Annotated in this window: 25 protein-coding genes; 13 read left to right on the top strand and 12 right to left on the bottom strand. The window is 72.2% G+C overall.

Annotated features, from left to right (window positions below; genetic code table 11):
- Nucleotides 1–42: 42 nt before the first annotated feature.
- Entirely contained in the window at nt 43–723 is a 681-nt protein-coding gene (locus M1O15_RS06010) for a class F sortase (RefSeq protein ID WP_248632179.1), read from the top strand.
- A gap of 15 nt (nt 724–738) precedes the next feature.
- On the opposite strand, the gene M1O15_RS06005 is transcribed toward M1O15_RS06010, so the two are convergent.
- Entirely contained in the window at nt 739–1,518 is a 780-nt protein-coding gene (locus tag M1O15_RS06005; RefSeq protein WP_248632178.1) for a TSUP family transporter, read from the bottom strand.
- A gap of 297 nt (nt 1,519–1,815) precedes the next feature.
- Here M1O15_RS06005 and M1O15_RS06000 point away from each other — a divergent pair, with 297 nt between their 5' ends.
- On the top strand, nt 1,816–2,976 hold the full coding sequence (locus M1O15_RS06000) for an alkaline phosphatase PhoX (protein ID WP_248632177.1): 1,161 nt from the start codon (nt 1,816–1,818) through the stop codon (nt 2,974–2,976).
- Nucleotides 2,977–2,997: 21 nt separating this feature from the next.
- On the opposite strand, the gene M1O15_RS05995 is transcribed toward M1O15_RS06000, so the two are convergent.
- The 3 genes from M1O15_RS05995 to dusB all read right to left on the bottom strand — a co-directional run bounded on the left by M1O15_RS05995 (nt 2,998) and on the right by dusB (nt 9,399).
- Nucleotides 2,998–4,206, bottom strand: coding sequence for an ArsR/SmtB family transcription factor (locus M1O15_RS05995; RefSeq protein ID WP_372499356.1), 1,209 nt, complete (start codon nt 4,204–4,206; stop codon nt 2,998–3,000).
- Between the two features lie 729 nt (nt 4,207–4,935).
- Complete coding sequence (ppdK, locus tag M1O15_RS05990) at nt 4,936–7,647, bottom strand: pyruvate, phosphate dikinase (protein ID WP_248632176.1); 2,712 nt, start codon at nt 7,645–7,647, stop codon at nt 4,936–4,938.
- A gap of 549 nt (nt 7,648–8,196) precedes the next feature.
- Nucleotides 8,197–9,399 carry a tRNA dihydrouridine synthase DusB gene (gene dusB, locus M1O15_RS05985; RefSeq protein ID WP_248632175.1) on the bottom strand — a complete coding sequence of 401 codons (1,203 nt, stop codon included), beginning with the start codon at nt 9,397–9,399 and terminating at the stop codon, nt 8,197–8,199.
- A gap of 73 nt (nt 9,400–9,472) precedes the next feature.
- On the opposite strand from dusB, the gene M1O15_RS05980 reads away from it, so the two are divergent.
- Nucleotides 9,473–10,945 carry an MFS transporter gene (locus tag M1O15_RS05980; protein ID WP_248632174.1) on the top strand — a complete coding sequence of 491 codons (1,473 nt, stop codon included), beginning with the start codon at nt 9,473–9,475 and terminating at the stop codon, nt 10,943–10,945.
- Between the two features lie 96 nt (nt 10,946–11,041).
- Here the strand turns inward: M1O15_RS05980 and M1O15_RS05975 are convergent, their stop codons facing one another.
- Nucleotides 11,042–11,251 carry a DUF6243 family protein gene (locus M1O15_RS05975; RefSeq protein ID WP_248632173.1) on the bottom strand — a complete coding sequence of 70 codons (210 nt, stop codon included), beginning with the start codon at nt 11,249–11,251 and terminating at the stop codon, nt 11,042–11,044.
- Between the two features lie 275 nt (nt 11,252–11,526).
- Between M1O15_RS05975 and M1O15_RS05970 the strand changes: the two genes are divergently transcribed.
- The 3 genes from M1O15_RS05970 to M1O15_RS05960 all read left to right on the top strand — a co-directional run bounded on the left by M1O15_RS05970 (nt 11,527) and on the right by M1O15_RS05960 (nt 14,034).
- Nucleotides 11,527–12,546: an aldo/keto reductase gene (locus tag M1O15_RS05970; protein ID WP_248632172.1), complete on the top strand. Its 1,020-nt coding sequence runs from the start codon at nt 11,527–11,529 to the stop codon at nt 12,544–12,546.
- Nucleotides 12,547–12,578: 32 nt separating this feature from the next.
- Nucleotides 12,579–13,166 carry a TetR/AcrR family transcriptional regulator gene (locus tag M1O15_RS05965; RefSeq protein WP_248632171.1) on the top strand — a complete coding sequence of 196 codons (588 nt, stop codon included), beginning with the start codon at nt 12,579–12,581 and terminating at the stop codon, nt 13,164–13,166.
- Nucleotides 13,167–13,287: 121 nt separating this feature from the next.
- Nucleotides 13,288–14,034 (top strand): phosphotransferase family protein, encoded by a 747-nt coding sequence (locus tag M1O15_RS05960; protein ID WP_248632170.1) that lies wholly within the window; start codon nt 13,288–13,290, stop codon nt 14,032–14,034.
- A gap of 58 nt (nt 14,035–14,092) precedes the next feature.
- Here M1O15_RS05960 and M1O15_RS05955 read toward each other — a convergent pair whose 3' ends face one another.
- On the bottom strand, nt 14,093–15,025 hold the full coding sequence (locus tag M1O15_RS05955) for an alpha/beta fold hydrolase (RefSeq protein ID WP_248632169.1): 933 nt from the start codon (nt 15,023–15,025) through the stop codon (nt 14,093–14,095).
- A 116-nt stretch (nt 15,026–15,141) separates the two neighbouring features.
- Between M1O15_RS05955 and M1O15_RS05950 the strand changes: the two genes are divergently transcribed.
- The gene (locus M1O15_RS05950) at nt 15,142–15,756 is read left to right on the top strand and encodes a TetR family transcriptional regulator (RefSeq protein ID WP_248632168.1); all 615 of its coding nucleotides are present in this window, start codon (nt 15,142–15,144) and stop codon (nt 15,754–15,756) included.
- 117 nt (nt 15,757–15,873) lie between these two features.
- On the opposite strand, the gene M1O15_RS05945 is transcribed toward M1O15_RS05950, so the two are convergent.
- The gene (locus M1O15_RS05945) at nt 15,874–17,256 is read right to left on the bottom strand and encodes a glycine--tRNA ligase (RefSeq protein ID WP_248632167.1); all 1,383 of its coding nucleotides are present in this window, start codon (nt 17,254–17,256) and stop codon (nt 15,874–15,876) included.
- A gap of 172 nt (nt 17,257–17,428) precedes the next feature.
- Here M1O15_RS05945 and M1O15_RS05940 point away from each other — a divergent pair, with 172 nt between their 5' ends.
- The 4 genes from M1O15_RS05940 to M1O15_RS05925 all read left to right on the top strand — a co-directional run bounded on the left by M1O15_RS05940 (nt 17,429) and on the right by M1O15_RS05925 (nt 20,842).
- Nucleotides 17,429–18,436, top strand: coding sequence for a metal ABC transporter substrate-binding protein (locus M1O15_RS05940; protein ID WP_248632166.1), 1,008 nt, complete (start codon nt 17,429–17,431; stop codon nt 18,434–18,436).
- A 98-nt stretch (nt 18,437–18,534) separates the two neighbouring features.
- On the top strand, nt 18,535–19,326 hold the full coding sequence (locus tag M1O15_RS05935) for a metal ABC transporter ATP-binding protein (RefSeq protein WP_248632265.1): 792 nt from the start codon (nt 18,535–18,537) through the stop codon (nt 19,324–19,326).
- A gap of 2 nt (nt 19,327–19,328) precedes the next feature.
- Nucleotides 19,329–20,261 (top strand): metal ABC transporter permease, encoded by a 933-nt coding sequence (locus tag M1O15_RS05930; RefSeq protein WP_248632165.1) that lies wholly within the window; start codon nt 19,329–19,331, stop codon nt 20,259–20,261.
- Between the two features lie 161 nt (nt 20,262–20,422).
- Nucleotides 20,423–20,842: a Fur family transcriptional regulator gene (locus M1O15_RS05925; RefSeq protein WP_248632164.1), complete on the top strand. Its 420-nt coding sequence runs from the start codon at nt 20,423–20,425 to the stop codon at nt 20,840–20,842.
- Between the two features lie 156 nt (nt 20,843–20,998).
- Here the strand turns inward: M1O15_RS05925 and M1O15_RS05920 are convergent, their stop codons facing one another.
- The 4 genes from M1O15_RS05920 to M1O15_RS05905 form a co-directional block, all read right to left on the bottom strand.
- Entirely contained in the window at nt 20,999–21,820 is an 822-nt protein-coding gene (locus M1O15_RS05920; protein WP_248632163.1) for an isoprenyl transferase, read from the bottom strand.
- A 90-nt stretch (nt 21,821–21,910) separates the two neighbouring features.
- The gene (recO, locus tag M1O15_RS05915) at nt 21,911–22,657 is read right to left on the bottom strand and encodes a DNA repair protein RecO (protein WP_248632162.1); all 747 of its coding nucleotides are present in this window, start codon (nt 22,655–22,657) and stop codon (nt 21,911–21,913) included.
- 357 nt (nt 22,658–23,014) lie between these two features.
- Nucleotides 23,015–23,182 (bottom strand): hypothetical protein, encoded by a 168-nt coding sequence (locus M1O15_RS05910; RefSeq protein ID WP_248632275.1) that lies wholly within the window; start codon nt 23,180–23,182, stop codon nt 23,015–23,017.
- Nucleotides 23,183–23,240: 58 nt separating this feature from the next.
- Nucleotides 23,241–23,489 (bottom strand): hypothetical protein, encoded by a 249-nt coding sequence (locus tag M1O15_RS05905; RefSeq protein WP_248632161.1) that lies wholly within the window; start codon nt 23,487–23,489, stop codon nt 23,241–23,243.
- Between the two features lie 116 nt (nt 23,490–23,605).
- Here M1O15_RS05905 and M1O15_RS05900 point away from each other — a divergent pair, with 116 nt between their 5' ends.
- Together M1O15_RS05900 and M1O15_RS05895 are read left to right on the top strand one after the other, a co-directional pair.
- Entirely contained in the window at nt 23,606–24,448 is an 843-nt protein-coding gene (locus M1O15_RS05900) for a helix-turn-helix domain-containing protein (protein WP_248632160.1), read from the top strand.
- Nucleotides 24,430–24,714, top strand: coding sequence for a DUF397 domain-containing protein (locus M1O15_RS05895; RefSeq protein ID WP_248632159.1), 285 nt, complete (start codon nt 24,430–24,432; stop codon nt 24,712–24,714). The genes M1O15_RS05900 and M1O15_RS05895 overlap by 19 nt, the downstream gene beginning before the upstream one ends.
- 18 nt (nt 24,715–24,732) lie before the next feature.
- Here the strand turns inward: M1O15_RS05895 and M1O15_RS05890 are convergent, their stop codons facing one another.
- Nucleotides 24,733–25,521 carry a hypothetical protein gene (locus M1O15_RS05890; RefSeq protein ID WP_248632158.1) on the bottom strand — a complete coding sequence of 263 codons (789 nt, stop codon included), beginning with the start codon at nt 25,519–25,521 and terminating at the stop codon, nt 24,733–24,735.
- Nucleotides 25,522–25,609: the final 88 nt, after the last annotated feature.

Here is a 25,609-nt window from a genome sequence, read left to right as displayed (position 1 = left end):
CTGTGAACGCCCCGCCCCCGCGCGCCCGTCGAGGAGGCAGCCATGTCCGATCCCGCGCCCCGGCCCGGCGGCGACAAGGCCCGCGGCAAGGGCTGGGGCCTGGCGACCGCCGCCTTCGTCGGGCTCTGGCTGATTCAGAACGGCTCCGCGGACACCACCCCGCCGGTGCCCTCGGCGGCGCAGGCCTTCGCGGCCGGGCCGCACCAGCACACCTCCGCGGCCGCCGACCCGCTGCCGCCCGCGGCGCCCTACCGGGTGCGCATCCCCGACCTGAAGGTGGACGCCCCGCTCATGCGGCTGGGGCTGGCCTCCGACGGCAGCCTGGAGGTGCCGCCGGCCGCCAACCGGAACATCGCCGGCTGGTACGCGGAGGGGCCGGCCCCCGGGGCCGAGGGCGCCGCCGTCCTGGCCGGGCATGTGGACAACGACCAGGGCCCCGCGGTCTTCTACTCCCTGGGCACCCTGAGGAAGGGCCACCGGGTCGAGGTGGACCGCGCCGACGGCCGTACCGCCGTCTTCACGGTGGACGCGGTCGAGGTGTACGACAACGACGCCTTCCCGGACGACAAGGTGTACGGCGGGGCCGACCGCGCCGAGCTGAGGGTGATCACCTGCGGCGGCGCGTTCGACCGGCGGAGCGGCGGCTACCAGGCCAATGTGGTCGCCTTCGGGCACCTCATCGGCGTACGGCAGACGGTGCCCACCGCCGTATCGCGCGGATGAGCCGCTCCCGCCCGCTCACCCCCACTGGTCGAAGGCCAGCTTGGCGACCAGCGAGAAGACCACCACCAGCAGCACCCCGCGGACGAACTCGGCGCCCCGGCTCAGCGCCATCCGCGCGCCCAGCATCGCGCCCGCCAGGTTGAAGACCGCCATCAGCGCGGCCAGTTGCCAGAGCACCGTGCCCTGGTAGGCGAACATCGCCAGCGCGCCCGCGTTGGTGCAGACGTTCACGATCTTGGCCGTCGCGGAGGCGGTGACCAGGTTGAGATGGAGCACCGCGGTGAGCGCCAGCACCAGGAAGGTGCCGGTGCCGGGGCCGAACAGACCGTCGTAGAAGCCGATCCCGCCGCCGACGAGGACGATCGCGGTGACCGTGCGCCCCCGCCCGACCGGTCCGGAGGCGGCCGCGGCGGTGCCGAACCCGGGGCGCAGCACCACGAAGGCGGCCACCGCGAGCAGCACCACCATGATGACCGGGCGCAGCACCTCGCTGCTGATCCCGGCGGCGAAGAACGCCCCGCCCATCGACCCGGCCAGCGCCATCAGCCCGATCCGCACCGCCGTCGCCACGCTCACCGGGGCCTTGCGGGCATAGGTGACCGCCGCGCCGGTGGTGCCGACAATGGCCACCGCCTTGTTGGTGCCGAGCACATGGGCGGCGGAGACCTGGGGCAGCCCCAGCAGCAGCGCGGGCAGCAGGAGCAGCCCGCCGCCGCCCACCACGGCGTCGATCCAGCCGGCCACCAGGGCGGCGAGGCAGAGCATGACCAGGGTGGCCAGGGAGACATCGGGCACGTAAGGACCCTAGCCAGGGGACGTTCATGACGTCCACCCCTTCCGGAGGTTCCGGAGGCGGGGCCCGGGCAGCCGGTGTCGGCGGGTTGTACGCAATCGCCGCGGGCCCCTCGTTCACGGCCGCACAGCCGCCGTCCGGCCTTCATCGGGCGTTGGGGCCGTGTCCATGCCGGGCCCATGCCCGCCTCCTACGGTCCGGGGTCGAGTGGGACCCGCCGCGCCGGCCGGTGCGGCGGGCCGCACCCTTCGGTGCGAGGACTCGCGCCGGAGGGTTCACCGGACCCTGGAGTGAGACACGTGGAACGTCGCGGTTTTCTGCGCGGAGCGGTCGGCGGCGGTGCGGCGGCGGCCTTCGGCGGCGCCCTGATGGCCGGTGCGGCCTACGCGGCGCCCGCCCAGCCCGGCACCGGGCCGTACGGCGCCCTGCGCCCGGCGGACGCCAACGGCATCGCGCTGCCCGAGGGCTTCGGCAGCCGGGTGGTCGCCCGCTCCCGGCAGCGGGTCGGCACCACCTCGTACACCTGGCACGACGCACCCGACGGCGGCGCCTGCTTCGCCGACGGCACCGGCTGGATCTATGTCTCCAACTCGGAGGTGAGCCCCAACGGCGGGGCGAGCGCGCTGCGCTTCTCGGCGAGCGGCGCGATCACCGGCGCGTACCGGATCCTCTCCGGTACGCGCACCAACTGCGCGGGCGGGCGGACCCCGTGGAACACCTGGCTGTCCTGCGAGGAGGTCAGCCGCGGCTACGTCTACGAGACCGACCCCTGGGGCGCGAAGGCGGCGGTGCGGCACCCCGCGATGGGACTGTTCAAGCACGAGGCGGCCGCCGCCGACCCGGTCCGCGAGGTGGTCTACCTCACCGAGGACGAGACCGACGGCTGCTTCTACCGCTTCGTGCCGAACACCTGGGGCACCCTCTCCGCCGGCACCCTCCAGGTGCTGGTCGCGGGCTCGGCGACCTCCGGCACCTTCCGCTGGCAGGACGTGCCCGACCCGGACGGCACCCCCACCACCACGCGGAACCAGGTGTCCGGCGCCAAGCGGTTCAACGGCGGCGAGGGCTGCCACTACGCCAACGACCACGTCTGGTTCACCACCAAGGGCGACAACCGGGTCTGGCGGCTGAACCTGGTGGCGGGCACCTACGAACTGGCCTACGACGACTCGCTGGTGCCCTCCGGCGCGGCGCCGCTCACCGGGGTGGACAACGTCACCGGCTCGTCCTCCGGCGACCTGTACATCGCGGAGGACGGCGGCAACATGGAGATCTGCCTGATCACCCCGGACGACACGGTGGCGCCCTTCCTGCGGATCTCCGGCCAGTCCGGCTCCGAGATCACCGGACCGGCCTTCTCACCGGACGGCCGGCGGCTGTACTTCTCCAGCCAGCGCGGCACCTCCGGCAGCTCCTCGGGCGGTATCACCTACGAGGTGACCGGCCCGTTCCGCGCCTAGCGCACCTCGCGGGCGGGGCCGTCACGGCCCGGTGGGCCCGTTCCACACGTGGCGGCGGCGCGGGGGCGGGGCGCCGCCTCCGCCCCGGCGGGCACCGCCCTCCCCGCGGTGCCCGCCGGACTCCCGCAGCCGCCCCTCGGGCCCCTTGACCCGCCCTTCCGCGCCCTTGGCCCCCTTGGCCCCTTTGACCCGCCCCTCGGCCTCCTTGAGCCGCCCGGCGCCCTCCAGGGGGCGCGCGGCGCCCGGCTGGGGGTGGCCGCCGTGCAGCAGGGCGGCGCCCAGCGGGGTCAGGGTGTGCAGCACCGAGCTGCCCTGGCGCATGGTCACCACCAGCCCGGCCTCCCGCAGCACCCCGGCGTGCTGGCTGGCCGAGGCGAGCGACACCCCGGCGCGGCGGGCCAGTTCGCTGGTGGTGCCGCCGTGCCCGATGGCCCGCAGCACGGCCGAGCGGGTGTGCCCGACCAGCCGGCCGAGCGGGGAGGCGCCGCCGTCCGGGTTGACCGCCGCCGGGGCGTCGGTGTGGGTGACCGGGTAGACCAGCACCGGCGGCAGGTCCGGGTCGCGCAGCACCACCGGGGTGCCCCGGCAGAAGAACGAGGGCTGGAGCAGCAGGCCCCGGCCGTCGAGGTGCAGGTCCCGGTCGACCGGGTAGTCCGCCTCCAGCACCGGCGCCTGCCAGCGCAGCATCGGCGGCAGGGAGGCGAGCAGTTCCTCCGCCCCGCCGTCCAGCAGGGCGCGGCCCCGCAGCGCGCGGTCGGCCTCTATCCGGGATTCCACATAGGCCCAGGAGGGCTCGATGGCCGCCCGGTGGTAGCCGCGCAGCGCCGTCAGCAGCCGGCCGAAGGGCTCCGGCTCGCCCTGGGCGAGGTCGACCGCCCATCCGGGCAGCGGGGCGGCCACCGGGCGGGCGGCGGCCAGCAGGGCCAGCTCGGTGTGGACCCGGGCCGGCGGAGTGGCCCGGATCGCCTCCAGCCCGGACTCCAGCCCGTCCAGACCGGCCGCCGGGGTGAGGAAGTCGGGGAAGTACCCGCGCTGCGGGACGAGCGCGCCGAGCAGCCTGGTCTCACCGCTCAGCCGCGCCCGGGCCTCCTCCCGCCAGGCCCCGAAGACCAGCGGGCCGCGCCGGTCCCGCAACCTGTGAAAGCTGAGAATCGTTTCCCACAACGCATCCGGCCGGGCCGCCATCCGTATGGCAGCGAGGTCGTTCCCGGTGAAATGAATACGCAGCACTGAACCCCCACCTGTTGCATCCGCAATCACCCCCGGCATTGAGTATGCATGCCATCACAGCACGTTACCACGGTGTTTCAGCCACAGTTGAAACGCGTCGCGGAACAGGGGGTTCAGCCGAAAAGCTGTAGCCCGTCGGAACGGGAAACCTTCAGGACCGAGGTGACGCGTCAGAAGACCGTGGGGGGCTTCGCGCGTCCGGCGGCGGACCTGAAAGGTTGCGGCTCTCCCGACCGACATGGGTAATGGGGCGCGGCCACTGGGTGGGGATCCGGTGGCCGCGCCTCACCCGTTCTTTGCTTGGCGAATGGCGCAATTACACCGGGTGGACACCACATGAATCCCGTGAAACGTCCGCCGTTCAACAGGCGGGAATTCAACGGACCGCGAACCGCAATACATGTGCCTACATGCGCCTTCCGGGAACCTCATTTCCCGGCACCCGCTCCCCCAGGCCCCCCGAGACGATACACGCCCTCCCCGCCGCACGGCCTCCCGGCCCCCGCGCCCCGCCTGCCCGGGGCAGCGTGCGCGCACACGACGACGCGGCGGACACCTCCGCACAAAGGTGTCCGCCGCGTCGCTCCCCGCGTCCCGGGGCCGCCGCCTGGCCGGTGAGGGTCAGGTGGGCCGGCGGCGGCCCCGGTGGGCCCGTCGGGCGGGCCGGCGAGGCGGGCCGGTCCAGGGGCGGGTGGCCCCCCGCCCCTGGACCGGCCCGCCGGTCCACGGCTAGCGGCTGTCGCTGCCGTTGGAGTACGCGGCCGCCCGGCCCGCCTCCAGCCGCGCCACCGGGATCCGGAACGGCGAGCAGGAGACGTAGTCGAGGCCGACCTCGTGGAAGAAGTGCACCGACTCCGGGTCGCCGCCGTGCTCGCCGCAGACGCCGAGCTTGAGGTCCGGGCGGGTGGCCCGGCCGGCCTCGACCGCGCTCTTCACCAGCGCGCCGACGCCGTCCCGGTCGATCGTCTCGAACGGGGACACCCCGAAGATGCCCTTCTCCAGGTACGCGGTGAAGAAGCTGGCCTCCACGTCGTCCCGGGAGAAGCCCCACACGGTCTGGGTGAGGTCGTTGGTGCCGAAGGAGAAGAACTCGGCGCTCTCCGCGATCTGCCCGGCCGTCAGCGCGGCGCGCGGCAGCTCGATCATGGTGCCCAGGGCGAGCTTCAGCTCCGTCCCGGTGGCCGCCTGCACCTCGGCGATGACCTGCTCGGCCTCGTCGCGGACGATCTCCAGCTCCTGGACGGTGCCGACCAGCGGGATCATGATCTCGGCGCGCGGGTCGCCCTTGGCCTCGATCCGCTCGGCGGCCGCCTCGGCGATGGCGCGGACCTGCATGGTGAACAGGCCGGGGATGACCAGGCCGAGCCGTACGCCGCGCAGGCCCAGCATCGGGTTCTGCTCGTGCAGCCGGTGCACGGCCTGGAGCAGCCGCAGCTCGTTCTCGTGCGGCTCCTTGCGGGACTCGGCCAGCGCCACCCGTACCGACAGCTCGGTGATGTCCGGCAGGAACTCGTGCAGCGGCGGGTCCAGCAGCCGTACGGTGACGGGCAGCCCGTCCATCGCCTCGAACAGCTCCACGAAGTCCTGCTTCTGCAGCGGCAGCAGGGCCTTCAGGGCGTCGTCGCGCTCGGCGTCGGTGTCGGCGAGGATCAGCCGCTCCACGTACTCCCGGCGCTCGCCGAGGAACATGTGCTCGGTGCGGCACAGGCCGATGCCCTGGGCGCCGAACCGGCGGGCGCGCAGCGCGTCCTCGGCGTTGTCGGCGTTGGCCCGCACCCGCAGCCGACGGCGGCGGTCGGCGTAGGCCATCATCCGGTGCACGGACTCGACCAGCTCGTCGGCGTCGTCGGCGCCGGCGTGCATCCGGCCCTCGAAGTACTCGACCACCGGGGAGGGCACGACCGGCACCTCGCCGAGGTAGACCTTGCCGGTGGAGCCGTCGATGGAGACGGTGTCGCCCTCCTCCACCACCTGCCCGCCGGGCACGGTCATCCGGCGGCGCTTGGTGTCGACCTCCAGCTCCTCGGCGCCGCAGACACAGGTCTTGCCCATGCCGCGGGCGACCACGGCGGCGTGCGAGGTCTTGCCGCCGCGGGAGGTGAGGATGCCCTCGGCGGCGATCATGCCGTCCAGGTCGTCGGGGTTGGTCTCGCGGCGGATCAGGATGACCTTCTCGCCGGAGCGGGACCACTTCACCGCGGTGTACGAGTCGAAGACGGCCTTGCCGACCGCCGCGCCCGGCGAGGCGGCGATGCCGCGGCCGGCCTGCTGGACGTCGGCCTTCTCGTCGAAGCGCGGGAACATCAGCTGGGCGAGCTGGGCGCCGTTGACCCGCTGGAGCGCCTCGGCCTGGTCGATCAGGCCCTGGTCCACCAGCTGGGTGGCGATCCGGAAGGCGGCACCGGCGGTGCGCTTGCCGACCCGGGTCTGGAGCATCCAGAGCTGGCCGCGCTCGATGGTGAACTCGATGTCGCAGAGATCCTTGTAGTGGTTCTCCAGGGTCTCCATGATCTGCATCAGCTTGTCGTAGGAGACCTTGTCGATCGACTCCAGGTCGGCCAGCGGCACGGTGTTGCGGATGCCGGCGACGACGTCCTCACCCTGCGCGTTCTGGAGGTAGTCGCCGTAGACGCCCTGGTGGCCGGAGGCCGGGTCGCGGGTGAAGGCGACACCGGTGCCGGAGTCGGGGCCGAGGTTGCCGAAGACCATCGAGCAGACGTTGACCGCGGTGCCCAGGTCGTGCGGGATGCGCTCCTGGCGGCGGTAGAGCTTGGCCCGGTCGGTGTTCCAGGAGTTGAAGACCGCCTCGATGGCGAGGTCCATCTGCTCGCGCGGGTCCTGCGGGAACTCCCGGCCGGCCTCGGCGGTGACGATCTTCTTGAACTGCTTGACCAGCTTCTTCAGGTCGGCGGCGGCCAGGTCGGTGTCGACCGTGACCTTCTTGGCCCGCTTGGCCTCCTCCAGCGCCTCCTCGAAGAGCTCGCCGTCCACGTCCAGCACGGTCTTGCCGAACATCTGGATCAGGCGGCGGTAGGAGTCCCAGGCGAACCGCTCGTCGCCGGCCTGCCGGGCCAGCCCCTCCACGGACGTGTCGGAGAGTCCGATGTTGAGGACGGTGTCCATCATGCCGGGCATGGAGAACTTGGCGCCGGAGCGTACGGAGACCAGCAGCGGGTCGTCGGCCTGGCCGAGCTTCTTGCCCATGGCCTGCTCCAGCGCCTCCAGGTGGGCGCTGACCTCGGCACGGAGTGCCGCGGGCTCCTCGCCGCTCTCCAGGTAGACCTTGCAGGCCTCCGTGGTGATCGTGAACCCGGGGGGTACCGGCAGTCCGAGATTGGTCATCTCGGCCAGATTGGCGCCCTTGCCACCGAGCAGGTCCTTCAGGTCCTTGTTGCCCTCGGTGAAGTCGTACACGAACTTCTGATCTTTGTTTTCCGACACGGTCTCGACTCCTCGGGACGCGGTGGCTGCCCTGACGGCGAGGAACATACCCAGATCGAAGGCTTCTCGGTACGTCCGCTTGTCGGTCGCTCGGTCTTAACCACTCGTCCGCCAGCAGATCGCAGGTGGCCCGGGCACAGACCGAGGGGGCCCACCCGTTCACGCCCCGAAGCCCGTTTGGGGAAATGCTGGCCCTGAGCGCTCATCTGAGCGAGTAGACCGACCATTTGATTTCACTTATTGAACACAAGCAGGGTGGCACTGGGTGCCACACCTTGAGAAGGTGCAGCCACTCTCTTGCTGCTCATATGAGCGGGTACCCGATCAGGGGTGGCGAGAATCACGCGCCTCCGCCCCGCTCCGATCCCAGTATCCGGACTCCTCCGGAGCCCCGCGCGGCGACACGGAGACGGCCCGGGAAGCACACGAAAAGGGCGGATGCCCCAGGTGAGCGCACCCGGACCATCCGCCCCGCCGACCCCGCCCGGCCGCACCGACCGCGCACGTCCGCTATCGGCCAATCCCCAGTCTGCCAGTGGGGCGCGGCCCTCACCCGCCCGAGGTGTCCAGCTCCGCGTCCTCGCCGACACCCGCGCAGTCGTACGGGTCCTTGAGCCAGCCGTCCGGCAGGACGACCCGGTTGTTGCCGGAGGTCCGGCCCCGCGGGCCGTCCGCGCCGACCGGCCAGGACTGGTCCAGATCCAGCTCGCTCAACTGAGCGGACAGCTCGTCCAGCGAGGAGGTCACCGCCAGCCGCCGCCGCATCTCCGAACCGACCGCGAAGCCCTTCAGATACCAGGCCACATGCTTGCGGAAGTCGATCACCCCGCGGGACTCGTCCCCGATCCACTCCCCCAGCAGCGCGGCGTGCCGCACCATCACCTCGGCCACCTCCCGCAGCGAGGGCGCGGCCGGGCCGCCGGTGCCCTCGAAGGCGGCCACCAGGTCACCGAACAGCCAGGGGCGGCCCAGGCAGCCGCGGCCCACCACCACCCCGTCGCAGCCGGTCTCCCGCATCATCCGCAGCGCGTCCTCGGCGCACCAGATGTCGCCGTTGCCCAGCACCGGGATCTCCGGGACGTGCTCCTTGAGCCGGGCGATGGCGTCCCAGTCGGCGGTGCCGCCGTAGTGCTGGGCGGCGGTGCGGCCGTGCAGCGCGATCGCGGTGACGCCCTCCTCCACGGCGATCCGCCCGGCGTCCAGGAAGGTGATGTGGTCGTCGTCGATGCCCTTGCGCATCTTCATGGTGACCGGCAGCTCGCCCGCGCCCGTGACCGCCTCGTGCAGGATCGCCCGCAGCAGCGGCCGCTTGTACGGGAGCGCCGAGCCGCCGCCCTTGCGGGTGACCTTGGGCACCGGGCAGCCGAAGTTGAGGTCGATGTGGTCGGCCAGGTCCTCGTCCACGATCATGCGGACCGCCTTGCCGACGGTGACCGGGTCCACCCCGTACAGCTGGATCGAGCGCGGCGTCTCGCTCGCGTCGAAGTGGATCAGCTGCATGGTCTTCTCGTTCCGCTCGACCAGCGCCCGAGTGGTGATCATCTCGCTGACGAACAGCCCCTTGCCCCCGGAGACGGCGCCCTTCGGGGGGCGACCCCCGAACCCCCGCACGCCTTCGGCGAATTCCCGGCACAAGGTCCGGAACGGGGCGTTCGTGATACCCGCCATCGGGGCGAGCACCACCGGCGGCTGCACGGTGTGCGGGCCGATGGCGAGCGGGGCGTGCGGGGAGGAGGGAGCAAGCGCGGTCATGCCGTCCATTGTCACCCACGCCCCGGGGAGGTTCGTTAGTTAGGCGTACTTAGTGAGGGGTTACGTTGGAGACATGCCCGATCTCACCTCCCGCCGGCGGCTGCTGGTGCTGGCGATCTGCTGTATGAGCCTGCTGATCGTCAGCCTGGACAACACCGTGCTGAACGTGGCGCTGCCCTCCATGCGCCGGGAGTTCGACGCCTCCGTCTCCGGGATGCAGTGGACCATCGACGCCTACACCGTCGTGCTGGCCTCGCTGCTGATGCTGGCGGGCTCCATGGCGGACCGCCTCGGCCGCCGCCGCGTCTTCATGACCGGCCTGGCCCTGTTCACCGCCGGCTCGGTGCTCTGCTCCCTGGCCCCCAGCCTCACCGCGCTGGTGGTCTTCCGGATGGTGCAGGCGGTGGGCGGCTGCATGCTCAACCCGGTGGCGATGTCGATCATCACCAACACCTTCACCGACCCGCGCGAACGGGCCCGGGCGATCGGCGTCTGGGGCGGGGTGGTCGGCATCTCGATGGCCGCCGGGCCGCTGGTCGGCGGGGTGCTGACCGAGACGGTCGGCTGGCGGGCGATCTTCTGGATCAACCTGCCCGTCGGACTGGCCGCCCTCCTCCTGACCTGGCGGTACGTCCCGGAGTCCCGGGCCCCCAAGCCGCGCCGGGTCGATCCGGTGGGCCAGCTCCTGGTCATGCTGCTGCTCGGCTCGCTGACCTTCGGCATCATCGAGGCCCCCGACGCGGGCTTCACCTCCCCCCTGGTCGCCGGCTGCGCCGCGCTCGCCCTGGCCGGCCTCCTGGCGCTCCTCCTCTACGAGCCGAGGCGCACCGAACCCCTCATCGACCTGCGCTTCTTCCGCAGCGCCCCGTTCAGTGGGGCAACGGTCACAGCGATCTGCGCCTTCGCCGCACTGGGCGGCTTCCTCTTCGTCAACACCCTCTACCTCCAGGAGGTGCGCGGGCTCTCCGCGCTCCACGCCGGCCTCTACATGCTGCCGATGGCGGCGCTCACCCTGGTCTGCGCCCCGCTCTCCGGGCGGCTGGTCGGCAACCGGGGCCCACGGCTGCCGCTGCTGGTGGCCGGGGTGGCGCTGACCGCGAGCGGGGTGCTGTTCGCCGCGCTGGACGCCGAGACCAGCCTGCCCCTCCTCTTCACCGGCTACGTCCTGTTCGGCCTGGGCTTCGGCATGGTGAACGCCCCGATCACCAACACCGCCGTCTCCGGGATGCCGCGCGCCCAGGCCGGGGTGGCCTCCGCGGTGGCGTCCACCAGCCGCCAGATCGGTACGACACTGGGCGTGGCCGTCATCGGCGCGGTGCTCGCCTCGGGGATGGCCGCCGGGGGCGGCGGATCGGGCTCCATGGAGAACTTCGTGGCGGCGAGCCGCACCGCCTGGTGGGTGCTGGCCGGCTGCGGTCTGGCCGTGCTCCTGGTGGGCGCGGCGACCAGCGGCGCCTGGGCCCGCGCCACCGCCGAGCGCACCGCCCGCCGCCTGACCGGCCCCGACGAGCCCACCCCGGCCCCCGCGAACGCGGACCGCCGCTGACGGTCCGCGAGAAATACGGGTGAGGGCCCGGGACGCCCCGCGCAAGCGGTGCCGTCCCGGGCCCTCGATGCCTCTCTGCTCCTCCTACCGCCCCGCCTACTCGGCGGCGGAGGAGGCCTGCTGCCCCTGCTCCTGCCCCTCGGACTGCTGGGCGCGCTCACGCATCTTGCGCAGCAGCTCCTGCTTCTGGCCGTCGGCGGAACGGCGGTCCTCGGCGCGCGCGGACGGCGAGCCGGGCTCACCGTTCTTGGACAGCTTGCGGCGCTGTCCGCCGACGCCGAGCAGGTTGTTGCGGCTCTTGGCCATGGTGTCTCCCTCACAGGGATCGAGTGGATGGACGTCTGTCGGGCGCGGTGCGGGTGTGTCCCGCGCGCGCTCACTCGTAGAGAGGGAGATTCGCCATACGGCGACCCTAGTCCCCGCCCACCCCTCCCCGCACCAGATTTTCCCCCCGGCCACTTCACCCCAATGAGTGACTGACAGATATTGAAATCTGTCATCACATCCCCCACACTCATACACAGACACCCAACCGACCACCCCCTCTTCTCCCCCTCCCCCTCCCCCTCCCAGGAGCCGGCATGACCACCACCCCCCTCCCCCACCGCACTCTCGGCCGCACCGGCCCCGAGGTCTCGGCCCTCGGTCTCGGCTGCATGGGGATGTCCGCGCTGTACGGCGAGGCCGACCGCGGCGAGGCCATCGCCACCGTGCACGCCGCCCTGGCCGCCGGTGTCACCCTGCTCGACACCGGCGACTTCTACGGCATGGGCCACAACGAGCTGCTGATCAACGAGGCCCTGCGCACCGCCCCCGCCGCCGACCGGGACCGCGCTCTGGTCAGCGTGAAGTTCGGCGCCCTGCGGGACGTCCACGGCGCCTTCCTCGGCTACGACGGCCGCCCCGCCGCGGTGAAGAACTTCGCGGCGTACTCACTCCAGCGCCTGGGCACCGACCACATCGACGTCTACCGGATCGCCCGCCTCGACCCGGACGTGCCGGTGGAGGAGACCGTGGGCGCCATCGCCGAGCTGGTCGAGTCCGGCCATGTGCGCCACATTGGGCTGTCCGAGGTCGGCGCCGAGAGCCTGCGCCGGGCCGCCGCCGTGGCCCCGATCTCCGACCTCCAGATCGAGTACAGCCTGATCTCCCGCTCCATCGAGGCCGAGATCCTGCCCACCGCCCGTGAGCTGGGCATCGGGATCACCGCGTACGGGGTGCTGTCCCGCGGCCTGATCAGCGGGCACTTCAGCCGGGACCGCGAGCTGGGCGCCGGCGACTTCCGCGCCATGAGCCCCCGCTTCCAGGGCGACAACCTGGACCGCAATCTCGACCTGGTGGACAAGCTGCGCGAGATCGCCGACGCCAAGGGGGTCTCGGTCGCCCAGACCGCCATCGCCTGGGTGCTGGCCCAGGGCGAGGACATCGTCCCGCTGATCGGCGCCCGCCGCCGCGACCGGCTGGCCGAGGCGCTCGGCGCGCTGGAGGTCACCCTGGACGCCGGCGACCTCGCCGCGATCGAGAAGGCGGTGCCCGCGGACGCGGCGGCGGGCGAGCGGTATCCGTCCGCCCAGATGGCCCACCTGGACAGCGAGCGCTGACGGCCTCCGCGAGACGGGTACCGTCACCTTCCATGAGCAGTGAAGCGCTGACCCCGGACCGCATCCTCGAAGCCACCGAGGAGGTCCTGCGCCGCTACGGCCCGGCCAAGGCCACGGTCGTCGACGTGGCCCGGGCGCTCGGGGTGAGCCATGGCAGCGTCTACCGCCACTTCCGCACCAAGGCGGCGCTGCGGGAGGCGGTCACCCAGCGCTGGCTGGGCCGCACCGAGGAGCTGCTCGCCGAGACCACCGCCTCCCCGGACACCGGCCCCGGGCCGGAGAAGCTGCGGGCCTGGCTCGCCCGCCTCTTCGACGCCAAGCGCCACAAGGCGGGCGACGACCCGGAGCTGTTCGCCACCTACAGCGCGTTGATCGACGACAGCAGCACGGTGGTGGAGCGCCATATCGACATACTGCTCGGACAGGTCGGCCGCATCATCGAGGAGGGCGTCCAGGCCGGCCGCTTCACCCCCGCCGACCCGGCCCAGACCGCCCGCGCCGTCTTCGCCGCCACCTCCCGCTTCCATGACCCCGCCTACGCCCCGGTGTGGTCCTCTGAAGGCATCGAGGCCGAGTTCACCGCCGTCACCGACCTCATCCTCCGCGGCCTGCGCCCGTAACCGCCCCGAGTCCGTGGCCGCCCCAGGCCCGCAGCCGCCCCGGGCCGCCCGCGGCCCCCGGCCCCGCAGCCGCCCGGAAGTCCGGTGACGCCGGCGATCGTCTTCGGGATAGTGGTCGCCCATGGATGAGGTCAAGGTCGTGGTCGCCCATGCCGAGCGCGCCACCCTGCGCGTCGGCGACGTGTTCCTGAAGGTGGACGCGGATCAGGCGCGGATCGACGCCGAGGTCGAGGCGATGTCCCGCGCGCCGGTTCCGACCCCGAGGGTCCTGTGGCGCAAGCCGCCCGTGCTCGCGATCGCCGCGCTCCCGGGGGCGCCGCTCGGGCGCCTCGGCGGGCCGTCCACCGGGTCGCCCGCGGCATGGGCCGCGGCGGGCGCCGCCATCCGGCAGCTGCACGCCGCGCCGCTGCCGCCCCGGCCCGGACGGGCCGGCCGGAGCACCGTCGCGCTGGCGGCGGAGCTCGACGACGAGTGCGCACGACTCGTGACGGACCGCCTCCTCCCCGCCGACCTGGTCACCCGCAACCGCCAGGTCGCCGAGGCCGCGCTGCGGCCTTGGGCCCCGGCGTTCACCCATGGCGACCTCCAGATCGCGCACGTCTTCGTCGACGGCGACGAGGTCACCGGCATCATCGACTGGTCCGAGGCGGGCCAGGGCGACGCTCTGTACGACCTCGCCACCTTCACCCTCGGACACGAGGAGCACCTCGGCGACGTCCTCACCGGCTATGGCACCGACGTCGACCTCGACGTCATCCGCGCCTGGTGGTCGTCGCGAAGCCTGCTGGCAGTCCGCTGGCTGATCGAGCACGGCTTCGACCCGTTCGCACCGGGCTGTGAGGTCGACGTGCTGAGATCCCGGATGTGAGGCCACCCGGGCGGACCCGCCTCCGTCCTCAGCGGAGCTCGGTGTGGCGCCTCCGTCCTCAGGAGGGCTCGGTGTGGCGCAGGATCTCGTCGGCGAGGCGGGCGTCCAGCACCCGGGGCAGGGTGTGGCCCATTCCCTCGACCATGACCAGGCGGGCCCCGGGGATGGCGGCGGCGGTGGCCTCGGCGTGCGCGGGCGGGAACATCGGGTCCTCGGTGCCGTGCAGCACCAGCGTGGGCGCGGTGACCGAGGCCAGCTCCGCCGTCGAGCCGGTACCGGCGGTCCCGGCGAGCGTGTGGTTGAGGGCGGCCAGGTAGTCGCGGGCCCGCTCGTACACCCGGCGCTCCATCGCGCGGTACTCCTCCTCGTCGAACGGCAGCACCCGGCCGTGCAGCGCCCGCCACAGCGGCAGCCGGGCGACGAGGTACCCCTTGGGGCCCACCTCCGGGTCGGGGAAGGAGGAAGTGAGCGCGGCCAGCAGCTCCGGGGAGGGCGGCGGAAGGTCGCCGGGCAGCGGAGGCTCACCGGACAGGGCACGCAGCAGCGTGGCCGCGGTGTCCGTGCCGAGGGGCTGGGACGACAGGCTGGTCAGGGTCAGCACCCGGTCCGGGGCGGTGACCGCCAGCCGCTGGGCGATGAGGCCGCCCAGTGACGCGCCCACCAGATGCGCCCGGGCCGCCCCGAAGCCGTCCAGGACGGCGAGGGCGTCGGTGGCCATGTCGGCGACGGTGTACGGCCGGGCGGCGAAGTCGACGGTGGAGGAGCGGCCGGTGTCCCGGTGGTCGTAGCGGATGACCCGGCGGCCCCCGTCGACCAGCCGCCGCACCAGCCCGTCGTTCCACTGGACCCCCTGCGCCTGGGCGCCCATCACCAGCAGCACCGCCGGGTCGGCCGGGTCGCCGAACTCCTCCGCCCACAGCTCCAGGTCCGCGGTGCGCACGGTCCGCTCGCGGCCGGTCAGGTACGCGTTCTCGCGTTCATTTTCCTGCATGGTCGTTCAGCTTAATGGCAACACACGTACGGGGCGCGGGAATTGTCACCGGGCAGGGGGCACCCCGGCCGGTACGGGTTGGACGGGCGGGCGCCCGCCCCGGCACCCTGGCCTCCATGGTGGGAGTCAAGGGGCAGGTGCAGAAGCGCGGTGTGGAGCGGCGCCGCGCCATGGTGGACGCGGCGATCGAGCTGTTCGCCCGGCAGGGCGTGCGCGGCACCGGGGTGGCCGCGATCGCCGAGCGCGCCGGTGTCACCCCGTCCGCCCTGATCCACCACTTCGGCAGCAAGGACGGGGTCGTCCGGGCCGTCCTGGCGGAGGCCGACCGCCGGGCCCTGGAGCGGCTGTCGGTACGGCCGGACGCCGAGCCCACCCTTGAGCAGGCGTTCGACTGGTTCGTCCGGGACGCCGGGCACACCGCCGCCACCGAACGGGAGTTGGCCGCCCTGCACACCACGCTCACCGCCGAGAACCTGGCACCCGGCTCCGCGCTGCACAGCTGGTTCCGGGACCGCGGCCGGGTGCTGCGGGACCGGCTGGCCGCCCTGTTCGCGCGGGCCGTGGCCGACGGTTCGGCCCGGCCCGGCACGGACCCGGCGGTCCTGGCCGCGGAGGCGGTCGCGTTCATCGAGGGGGCCCATCTGCTCTGGCTGCTGGACCCCGAGCGGATCGACCTGGTCGCCGTGCACCGCGGCTACTTCGAGGGCCTGGCCCTGCGCCTGGGCCTCTGAGCACGCGCCGGGCGGCGGCCCGTATGGCACTCCGGACGGCCGAGGCCCCCGGCTCGTACCTCGGGGGTACGGGCCGGGGGCCTCGGTTCGGGCGGCGCGCGGCGGAGCCGGGCCGGGTCAGCAGCCGAGGAGGCGGCTGCCCAGGTACCCCTGGATCTGGTCCAGGGAGACGCGCTCCTGCTTCATGGTGTCGCGCTCGCGCACGGTGACCGCGTTGTCGTCCAGGGTGTCGAAGTCGACGGTGACGCAGAACGGGGTGCCGATCTCGTCCTGGCGGCGGTAGCGGCGGCCGATGGCGCCGGCGTCGTCGAAGTCGATGTTCCAGTTCTTGCGCAGGTCCGCGGCGAGGCCCTTGGCCTTGGGCGAGAGCTGCGGGTTGCGGGAGAGCGGCAGCACCGCGACCTTGACCGGCGCCAGGCGCGGGTCGAGGCGCATCACGGTGCGCTTCTCCATGACGCCCTTGGCGTTGGGCGCCTCGTCCTCGTTGTAGGCGTCGAGGAGGAAGGCCAGCATGGCCCGGCCCACGCCCGCCGCCGGCTCGATGACGTAGGGGGTCCAGCGCTCGCCGGCCTCCTGGTCGAAGTACGACAGGTCGGTGCCGGAGGCCTTGGAGTGCGCGCCGAGGTCGTAGTCGGTGCGGTTGGCCACGCCCTCCAGCTCACCCCACTCGCTGCCGCCGAAGGAGAAGCGGTACTCGATGTCGGCGGTGCGCTTGGAGTAGTGGGAGAGCTTCTCCGCCGGGTGCTCGTACCAGCGCATGTTCTCCTCGCGGAGACCCAGGTCGCGGTACCAGTTCCAGCGCTGCTCCATCCAGTATTCCTGCCACTGCTCGTCCTCGCCCGGCTTGACGAAGAACTCCATCTCCATCTGCTCGAACTCGCGGGTCCGGAAGATGAAGTTGCCCGGAGTGATCTCGTTCCGGAAGGACTTGCCCATCTGCGCGATGCCGAACGGCGGCTTCTTGCGCGAAGTCTGCTGCACCTGGGCGAAGTTGGTGAAGATGCCCTGGGCGGTCTCGGGACGCAGGTAGGCGACGGAGCCGGAGTCCTGGGTCGGGCCGAGGTGGGTGGAGAGCAGGCCGGAGAACTGCTTGGGCTCGGTGAAGGTGCCCTTGTTGCCGCAGTTGGGGCAGTTGAGGTCCTTCAGGCCGTTCTCCGGGAGGCGGCCGTGCTTCTCCTCGTACGCCTCCTCCAGGTGGTCGGCGCGGTAGCGCTTGTGGCAGGAGGTGCACTCGGTGAGCGGGTCGGTGAAGGTGGCGACATGCCCGGACGCCTCCCAGACCTCGGTGGCCAGGATGACCGAGGAGTCGATGCCCACGACGTCCTCACGCGAGGTGACCATGTAACGCCACCACTGGCGCTTGATGTTCTCCTTCAGCTCGACACCCAGCGGTCCGTAGTCCCAGGCGGCGCGCTGCCCGCCGTAGATCTCGCTGCAGGGGTAGACGAAGCCACGGCGCTTGCTCAGGCTGACGATGGTGTCGATCTTGTCGGCGGCCACGGTGCTCTCTTCAGTACGACGGTGACGAACGGCGCTTGCGAATGATTCAGATTACCGGCGGGCGCACCCCCGGGACCAAATCGGTGGCCCCCAAAGCCTGATCGGGGATGTGGCTCAGGGCACGGAGGCCTCTTGTTGACAACCGTTTCCAATATTGTTGAAAATGACTGTCATGAGAGTACGCCGTTCGATACCTTCCGCCCCCGCCTCCACCACCGCTGTCGCCGCCGCCGTCGCCCTCGGTCTGCTCACCCTGACCGCCTGCGGTGGCTCCGACAGCGGCACGGGCGCGGGCTCGGACGGCAAGGTCGACGTGGTGGCGTCCTTCTACCCCATGCAGTTCCTGGCCGAGCGGATCGGCGGCACGCACGTCGAGGTCACCACGCTGACCCAGCCGGGCGTCGAACCGCACGACCTGGAGCTCAAGCCCCGGCAGATCGGCCAGCTCGGCGAGGCCGACTACGTCCTCTACCTCAAGGGCCTCCAGCCCGCCGCCGACGAGGCCATCGACCAGTCCGAGGCGAAGACCAAGGTGGACGCCGGCTCGCTGACCACCCTGGAGGAGCACGGCGCCTCCACCGAGGGCCACGGCCATGAGCACGGGGACGAGCACAGCGAAGAAGAAGGCCATGGCGAGGAGGGCCATGAGCACGAGGGCGGGACCGACCCGCACGTCTGGCTGGACCCGGTGAAGTACGCCGAGATCGCCAAGGGCGTCGGGGACTCGCTGGCCAAGGCCGACCCGGACCACGCGGCGGACTACCGGAAGAACACCGCCGCCCTGGTCAAGGAGCTGACCGCCCTGGACACCGCGTACGCGAGCGGGCTGAAGAACACCTCCACCCGCACCTTCATCACCACCCACGCCGCCTTCGGCTACCTCGCCGAGCGTTACGGCCTGGACCAGGAGGGCATCTCCGGGGTGAGCCCCGAGGCCGAGCCCAGCCCGGCCCGGATCAAGGAGCTCCAGTCCATCGCCAGGAAGGACAAGGTGGGCACCGTCTTCTTCGAGACCCTGGCCAGCGACCGGACGGCGAAGACCCTGGCCCGGGACACCGGGCTGAAGACCGCGGTGCTCGACCCGCTGGAGGGCATCACCGACCGCTCGAAGGGCGACGACTACCTCCAGGTCATGCGGTCCAACCTGACCGCCCTGAAGCAGGCACTGGGGGCCCGATGACCCGAGCCCCGGCCGGAGGACGGATCGGCCGCCAGCGCGGCGGCCCGTCCGCGGCGCCGAAGATCCCCGGAGCGCACGCCGAGCCGATCGAGGACACCATGGAGACCGTGGAGAGAGTGGAGAGAACCGAGCCCGAGCCTGTCATAGCCCTCCGCGCGGCCACCGCCACGCTGGGCGCGCGGCCCGTGCTGCGCGGCATCGACCTCACCGTCCACCGCGGCGAGGTGGTCGCCCTGCTCGGCGCCAACGGCTCCGGCAAGTCCACCGCCGTCCGCTCGGTGATCGGGCAGGTGCCGCTGACCGGCGGCTCCGTCGCCCTCTTCGGCACCGAGCTGCGGCGCTTCCGCGACTGGGCCCGGGTCGGCTACGTCCCGCAGCGCACCACCGCCGCCGGCGGGGTGCCCGCCACCGTCCGCGAGGTCGTCTCCTCCGGCCGGCTGTCCCGGACGAAGCTCGGCTGGCCCCGGCGCGCCGACCGGGCCGCCGTGGACCGGGCCATCGAGCTGGTCGGCCTCGCCGACCGGGCGAAGGACTCGGTGAGCGCGCTCTCCGGCGGCCAGCACCAGCGGGTGCTGATCGCCCGGGCGCTCGCCGCCGAACCGGAGCTGCTGATCATGGACGAGCCGATGGCGGGCGTGGACCTGGCCAGCCAGGGGGTGCTGGCCACCACCCTGCGCGAGCAGGTCGCGAACGGCGCCACCGTGCTCCTCGTCCTGCACGAGCTGGGCCCCCTGGAGCCGCTGATCGACCGCGCGGTGGTGCTGCGGGACGGCTGCGTGGTCCACGACGGGCCGCCGCCCGAGGCCGTCGGCCAGCATGCTCTCCCCGGCCACGACCATGTACATCCGCACGCGGCCGACGAGCCGCTCCGCACGGGACTGCTCACCTGACCATGGAATTCCTCCAGTTCGCCTTCATGCAGCGGGCGCTGCTCGCGGCCGTGCTGGTCGGCGTCACCGCGCCCGCCGTCGGCATCTACCTGGTCCAGCGGCGGCAGGCCCTGATGGGCGACGGCATCGGCCATGTCGCCATGACCGGGGTCGGCCTCGGCTTCCTGCTGTCCACCAACCCGGTGTGGATGGCCACCCTGGTCGCCGTGCTCGGCGCGATCGCCATGGAGCTGATCCGCTCCTACGGCCGCACCCACGGCGACATCGCCCTCGCCCTGCTGTTCTACGGCGGCATGGCGGGCGGCGTGATGCTGATCAACCTGGCCCCCGGCGGGTCGAACGCCAACCTCACCTCGTACCTCTTCGGCTCGCTCTCCACGGTCTCCGAGGGCGACATCGTCTCCATCTGCCTGCTCGCCGCCTTCGTGGTGCTGGTCACCCTGGGCCTGCGGCGGCAGCTGTTCGCGGTCAGCCAGGACGAGGAGTTCGCCCGGGTCACCGGGCTGCCGGTGCGCGCGCTGAACCTGCTGGTCGCCGTCACCGCCGCGGTCACCGTGACCGTGGCCATGCGGGTCGTCGGGCTGCTGCTGGTCAGCGCGCTGATGGTGGTCCCGGTGGCCGCCGCGCAGCAGCTGGCCCGCAGCTTCCGGGCCACCTTCGTGATCGCGGTCCTGGTCGGCACCGGGGTCACCCTGGCCGGCACCATCACCTCGTACTACCAGGACGTGCCCCCCGGGGCGACCATCGTGCTGCTGGCCATCGCCGTCTTCGTGCTGCTCACGGCCCTGGCCGCCCCCCTGGCCCGCCGCCGCGCCCGGGCCGCCGCCCCGCCCGCCACCGAGGCCCAGGCCTGCGACGTGGCCGTCCCGCCCGCCGCGGCCGCGTCCGGCTCCTCCGCCGGCACCGGGACGGACGGCGACGGCGTACGGGTGTGAGCACCGGTACGGGGACGGGGCCGGCCGCCGGGAGTCGTACGGGTGTGACGGCCGGGCCTCTGGGTGTGACGGCCTCCACCGCCATGCCCCGGCCCCCCTCGGTGCGCGCCTGGCAGAATGGCCCGCGTACATCCGAGCGGGCCGAGTGTGAGGAGGCACCTGTGGCGACGGCTGGACCCCCCGGAGTGCGCGGCCGGTCGACCCGGCAGCGGGCCGCCGTGTCGGCGGCGCTGAACGAGGTGGACGAGTTCCGCAGCGCGCAGGACCTGCACGACATGCTGAAGCACCGAGGCGACTCGGTGGGCCTCACCACGGTGTACCGCACCCTCCAGTCCCTCGCCGAGGCCGGCGAGGTCGACGTGCTGCGCACCAGCGACGGCGAGGCGGTCTACCGCCGCTGCTCCACCGGCGAGCACCACCACCACCTGGTTTGCCGGGTGTGCGGCAAGGCTGTGGAGGTCGAGGGCCCCGCGGTCGAGCAGTGGTCCGAGGCCATCGCCCGGCAGCACGGCTTCGTCAACGTGGCGCACACCGTCGAGGTCTTCGGCACCTGCGCGGAGTGCGCCGCCAAGAGCGAGTAGGCGGGACATGGCGGGCCCCGGGCAGGCTCCCGGGCCGCGTCCGACCGCCGGGACCCTGTTCGCCGCCCTCCACGGCGAGCCGGCCCCGCACGAGCGGCGCAGCGCGGGCCCGGGAGACCCCCGGGCCGACGCGTACGCCCCCGCCTGACCCGGGCCCTACTTCGTCAGCTGCTGCTCCTCGTTGGGCATCGCCCCGCCGAAGCGCCGGTCGCGCTGGGCGAACTCCAGGCAGGCCCGCCACAGGTCGCGCCGGTCGAAGTCCGGCCACAGCACGTCCTGGAACACCATCTCCGCGTAGCTGGACTGCCAGATCAGGTAGTTGGAGGTCCGCTGCTCGCCGCTGGGCCGCAGGAAGACGTCCACATCCGGCATGTCCGGGTAGTAGAGGTACTTCTGGAAGGTCTTCTCGTTGACCTTGGACGGGTCCAGCCGCCCCGCCGCGACCTCCTCGGCGATCCGCTTCGCCGCGTCCGCGATCTCGGCCCGGCCGCCGTAGTTGACGCAGAAGTACAGCGTCATCCGGTCGTTGTCCTTGGTCTGCTCCTGGGCGATCTGGAGCTCCTGGACGACCGACTTCCACATCTTCGGCATCCGGCCCACCCAGCGGATGCGGATGCCCAGCGCGTCCATCTCGTCCCGGCGGCGGCGGATGACGTCCCGGTTGAAGTTCATCAGGAAGCGCACCTCCTCCGGCGACCGCTTCCAGTTCTCGGTGGAGAAGGCGTAGAGGGAGAGGTTCTTCACGCCCATCTCGATGCAGCCCTTGAGCACGTCCAGCACGACGCCCTCACCGACCTTGTGCCCCTCGGTGCGCGGCAGGCCCCGCTCCTTGGCCCAGCGGCCGTTGCCGTCCATGACGACCGCCACATGCTGCGGCACCAGCTCGGCGGGGATCTTGGGCGGCCGGGCGCCGGACGGGTGCGGCTCGGGGTCCTGGTAGTCGCGTCGGGACCGCCCCAGGAATCCGCGTCGTGCCATGCGGGTCACACACTCCTCGTCATCCACTGCACATGCATTGCTGTCGTCACTTGCGTCACTTCTCGGCGTGCGCCGCTGTCTCCGCCTACGTCACTTCTCCACGTAGCGCAGCGAGCGCAGCCCGCGCTCCAGGTGCCAGTGCAGATAGGCCGAGACCAGTCCGCTGCCCTCCCGGACGTGCCGGGGCTCGCACGCGTCGGCCGTCGCCCAGTCGCCGGTCAGCAGCGCGCTGAGCAGCCCGACGGCCTCCGCAGAGGGTACGACGCTGCCGGGTACGCGGCAGTCGCCGCAGATCACCCCGCCCGCGCCGACCGAGAAGAACCGGTTCGGCCCCGGCAGCCCGCACCGCGCGCAGTCGTCGAACGAGGGCGCGTAGCCGTTGACCGCGAGCGAGCGCAGCAGGAACGCGTCCAGGATGAGGTGCGGGGCGTGCTCGCCCCGGGCCAGCGTCCGCAGCCCGCCCACCAGCAGCAGGTACTGCTGGACGGCGGGCTCCCCCTCGTGGTCGGTGAACCGCTCCGCCGTCTCCAGCATGGCCGTCCCGGCGGTGTAGCGGGCGTAGTCGGTGACGATCCCGCCGCCGTAGGGCGTGATGGTCTCACTCTGCGTACACAGCGGCAGCCCGCGCCCGACCAGCTCGCTGCCCCGCGCGAAGAACTGCACGTCGACATGGCTGAACGGCTCCAGCCGCGCCCCGAACTTCGACTTGGTCCGCCGCACCCCGCGCGCCACCGCCCTCACCCGGCCGTGCGCCCGGGTGAGGAGGGTGATGATGCGGTCCGCCTCACCCAGCTTCTGGGTGCGCAGCACGATGCCGTCGTCGCGGAACAGGGTCATGGAGCCCATTCTCCTGTACGCCGATGCCTCCGGGAGGCGGGGTCGGTACCGGGTGACTCCGGCCGAAGCGAAGACTCCCGCCGACTGGTCGAGGAAGGCGGAGTGGACCTCGGCATCCTGCTGGACAAGCGCACCTACCGGGGCGGTATCCGGGAGACCCGGGCACTCGCCCCACCCAGGCCCGCCAGGTCGGCGATCTCACACCGCTGGCGGACTTCGTACGAGTCTGGGCCACCCTCGTCGCCGGGGCCGGTGGCGGCCGGGCGGGCGGCTGAGGGCCCCGCCGGGCCGGCCCGGGACGGACCGGGGCCGTCGGGCCCCGGTCCGGTGGCCGGCGCCCAGCGGACTCCCCCGCTGCTACGGCACCTCGCCCCGGCTCCGCGCGTTCACATACGCGGTCGCCGCGCTGATCCGCTCGGCGTCGGTCGCCCGGCGCACCCCGTCCGGCGGGCAGTCCCACTCCCGGCCCCCACCGAGGGGCCGCAGCTGGACGTACGGCCCGACCTGGCCCATCAGTCTGGCCACGCGCCCGGTACGGACCTCCACCACATACGCCCCGGCTGGCAGAAGACAGCCTCCGGTCTCAGGATGCAGGCTCACGATCGGCCCCTTTCCCCGGCAGGGCGGCGGCCAGCCGGCGCGCCGTCTCCGCCGTGCAACGTCCCAGTTCCACGAGCGGGCGCCCGTAGGAGGCGGCACAGGTGACGGGGTCGAGACCGAGCGACGGCAGCGCGATCCCGGCCCTTTCCAGTGCCGCGCGCAATTCCGTCACCGCTGCCACCGCCTCCCGGATGCCGGTCTCCTCGGACGCCCACTCGCTTGCCTTCTCCACAACGCTGCCCTTTCGCCGTTCATTTCTCGCTTACGACCACCAGGGTGACGCTGTTTCCGTAACATCGGCAGATGGGGGTGGCCAACAACAGCACGGCAGGACACGGGAGTTAATCCATGGCCAAAGGAAGCAAGGAAGCGAAACTGGCGACCTGGAAGTTCTGGGGCGATGAGCTGAGGGAACGCCGGGACGCGCTCGGCTGGACCCAGGACGAGCTGGGCAAGAAGGTGTTCGTCTCCGGGGCCTACATCGGCCAGCTCGAAACGGCGTTTCGACGCCCGCAGTTGGAGCTGTCCATCCGGCTCGATCAGGTCCTGCAAACCGACGGTATTTTCGAGCGGGTGTATCTCAACCTCATCGAGATGCTGCCGTACGCCCAGTATTTCAAGCACGCGGCACACCTGGAGACGGTGGCGACGAGGATCTGCGAGTTCGCCCCGACGGTCGTTCCCGGACTGCTCCAGACCGCCGAGTACGCGCGTGCGGTGACGATCGCGACCCACCCCTTCGCCACCGAGGAGTTCGTCGAGGAGACGGTGACCTCGCGGATGGACCGGTCGAAGATCATGGCCGCCCCCACCCGGCCCGAGTACTGGGTGATCCTGCACGAGAACGTGCTCCGGGTGCCGGTCGGCGGTCCGGCGGTGATGGCCGAGCAGTTGGAGCAGATCGCGGCCCGGGTGCGGGCCCGGGAGCTGCTGCTGACCGTCATCCCGTGCGCGACCGGAGCACATGCCTCCATGGGCGGAATGCTGACGCTCATGGAATTCGAGGACATCCCCCCGGCGGGCTACACCGAGACGGGATTCTCCGGCATGTTGCTGGACGATCCGGAGGTGGTGCAGACCGCCCAACGTACCTACGATCTGCTGAGGGCCGCCGCATTGCCGCCGGAGGCGTCTCTCAAACTGATCGACTCGGCGGCGGAGGACTACAGACGATGCGCGCGTACGACCTGAGCACCGCCCACTGGTTCAAGAGCTCCTTCAGCAACGGCTCAGGCGGGAGCTGCGTCGAGGTGGCGTACGACTTCAGCGGGGCCGCCCCCTGGCGCAAGAGCACCTACAGCAACGGCGACGGCGGCAGCTGCCTCGAAGTCCGCGACGGCCTCCCCGGTGTCGTCCCCGTCCGGGACAGCAAGCTCACCGAGGGCCCCGTCATCGTCGTCGGCGCCGGTGCCTGGACCGCGTTCGTCGGGCTGGCGGCGGCTGACGCCCGCGTCTGACCCGCTTCCGGGGGGCCGTCAGCGCAACTGCCGCCGGGCCGCCTCCTCCCGTAGGCCCGCGTCCTTGCGGAGGGCGCGGGCGAGGACCACGCCGACGACGATCAGGCCCACGCTGAAGTAGCGCGGGCCGCCGTCGAAGACCAGGCTCAGGATGCCGGCGGGGATCAGCAGGGCGACGAACGGGGCGAGCAGGCTCCGTACCGGCGGCTCGTGCTCCCCTGTGCCCATCCGGGCGCGGGCGACGGCCGGGTACCACTCGGTGAAGCGCGCGGCGGTCACGAAGGCGGCGGCCTGCACGAGCCAGGACGTCCAGAGGTTGACCGGGTTGTGCAGGATCAGGTCGCCGCAGGCGCCCGCGACGGCGGCGGCCAGGAAGGCCAGCGCCCAGGAGGCGGTGATCACCCGGTTGGTACGGAGGAAGTCCGGCTCGCTCCACAGCTCGCGGTCGCACTTCTGGCGCGCGTAGGGGAGCGTGAGGGGCGCCCGGACCGCCAGGGAGGCCAGACAGAGCGCCACCACGGTGAGGTTGGTCACTTCTCCGGCGTAGCTCTCCAGCCATCGCTGCATCGACGGGGGCGCGGTGAGGCCGAGCACACCCAGTGCCGTGAAGACCGCGACGGCCGTCGGTTCGGTGACGCCCATGGAGGCGTCCTGGCGGGTGGCGCGGCGCAGGGCGAGCAGCGCGAGGGCGGCGGCGAGGGCCGCGGCGACCCCGTATCCGTACCGTCCTGGTCCGCTGACCAGGGAGAACACCATCCACGGCAGCATGCCGACGACGGAGCTGTTCAGCATGCGGGTGGTACTCATGGTTCCAGCGTGGCGCGTGCGGCGCGGCGGCGCGAGTATTGATCACCCGCCTGGCCACCCCCTCCTCCCCCGTCACTTCCGCCGCCAT

Origin of the sequence: Streptomyces lichenis, assembly GCF_023218175.1 — a bacterium.
In the GTDB taxonomy this organism is placed as follows: domain Bacteria; phylum Actinomycetota; class Actinomycetes; order Streptomycetales; family Streptomycetaceae; genus Streptomyces; species Streptomyces lichenis.
Note: the sequence above shows the minus strand (reverse complement) of the source record. Positions and strands in the feature narration are given on the sequence as shown.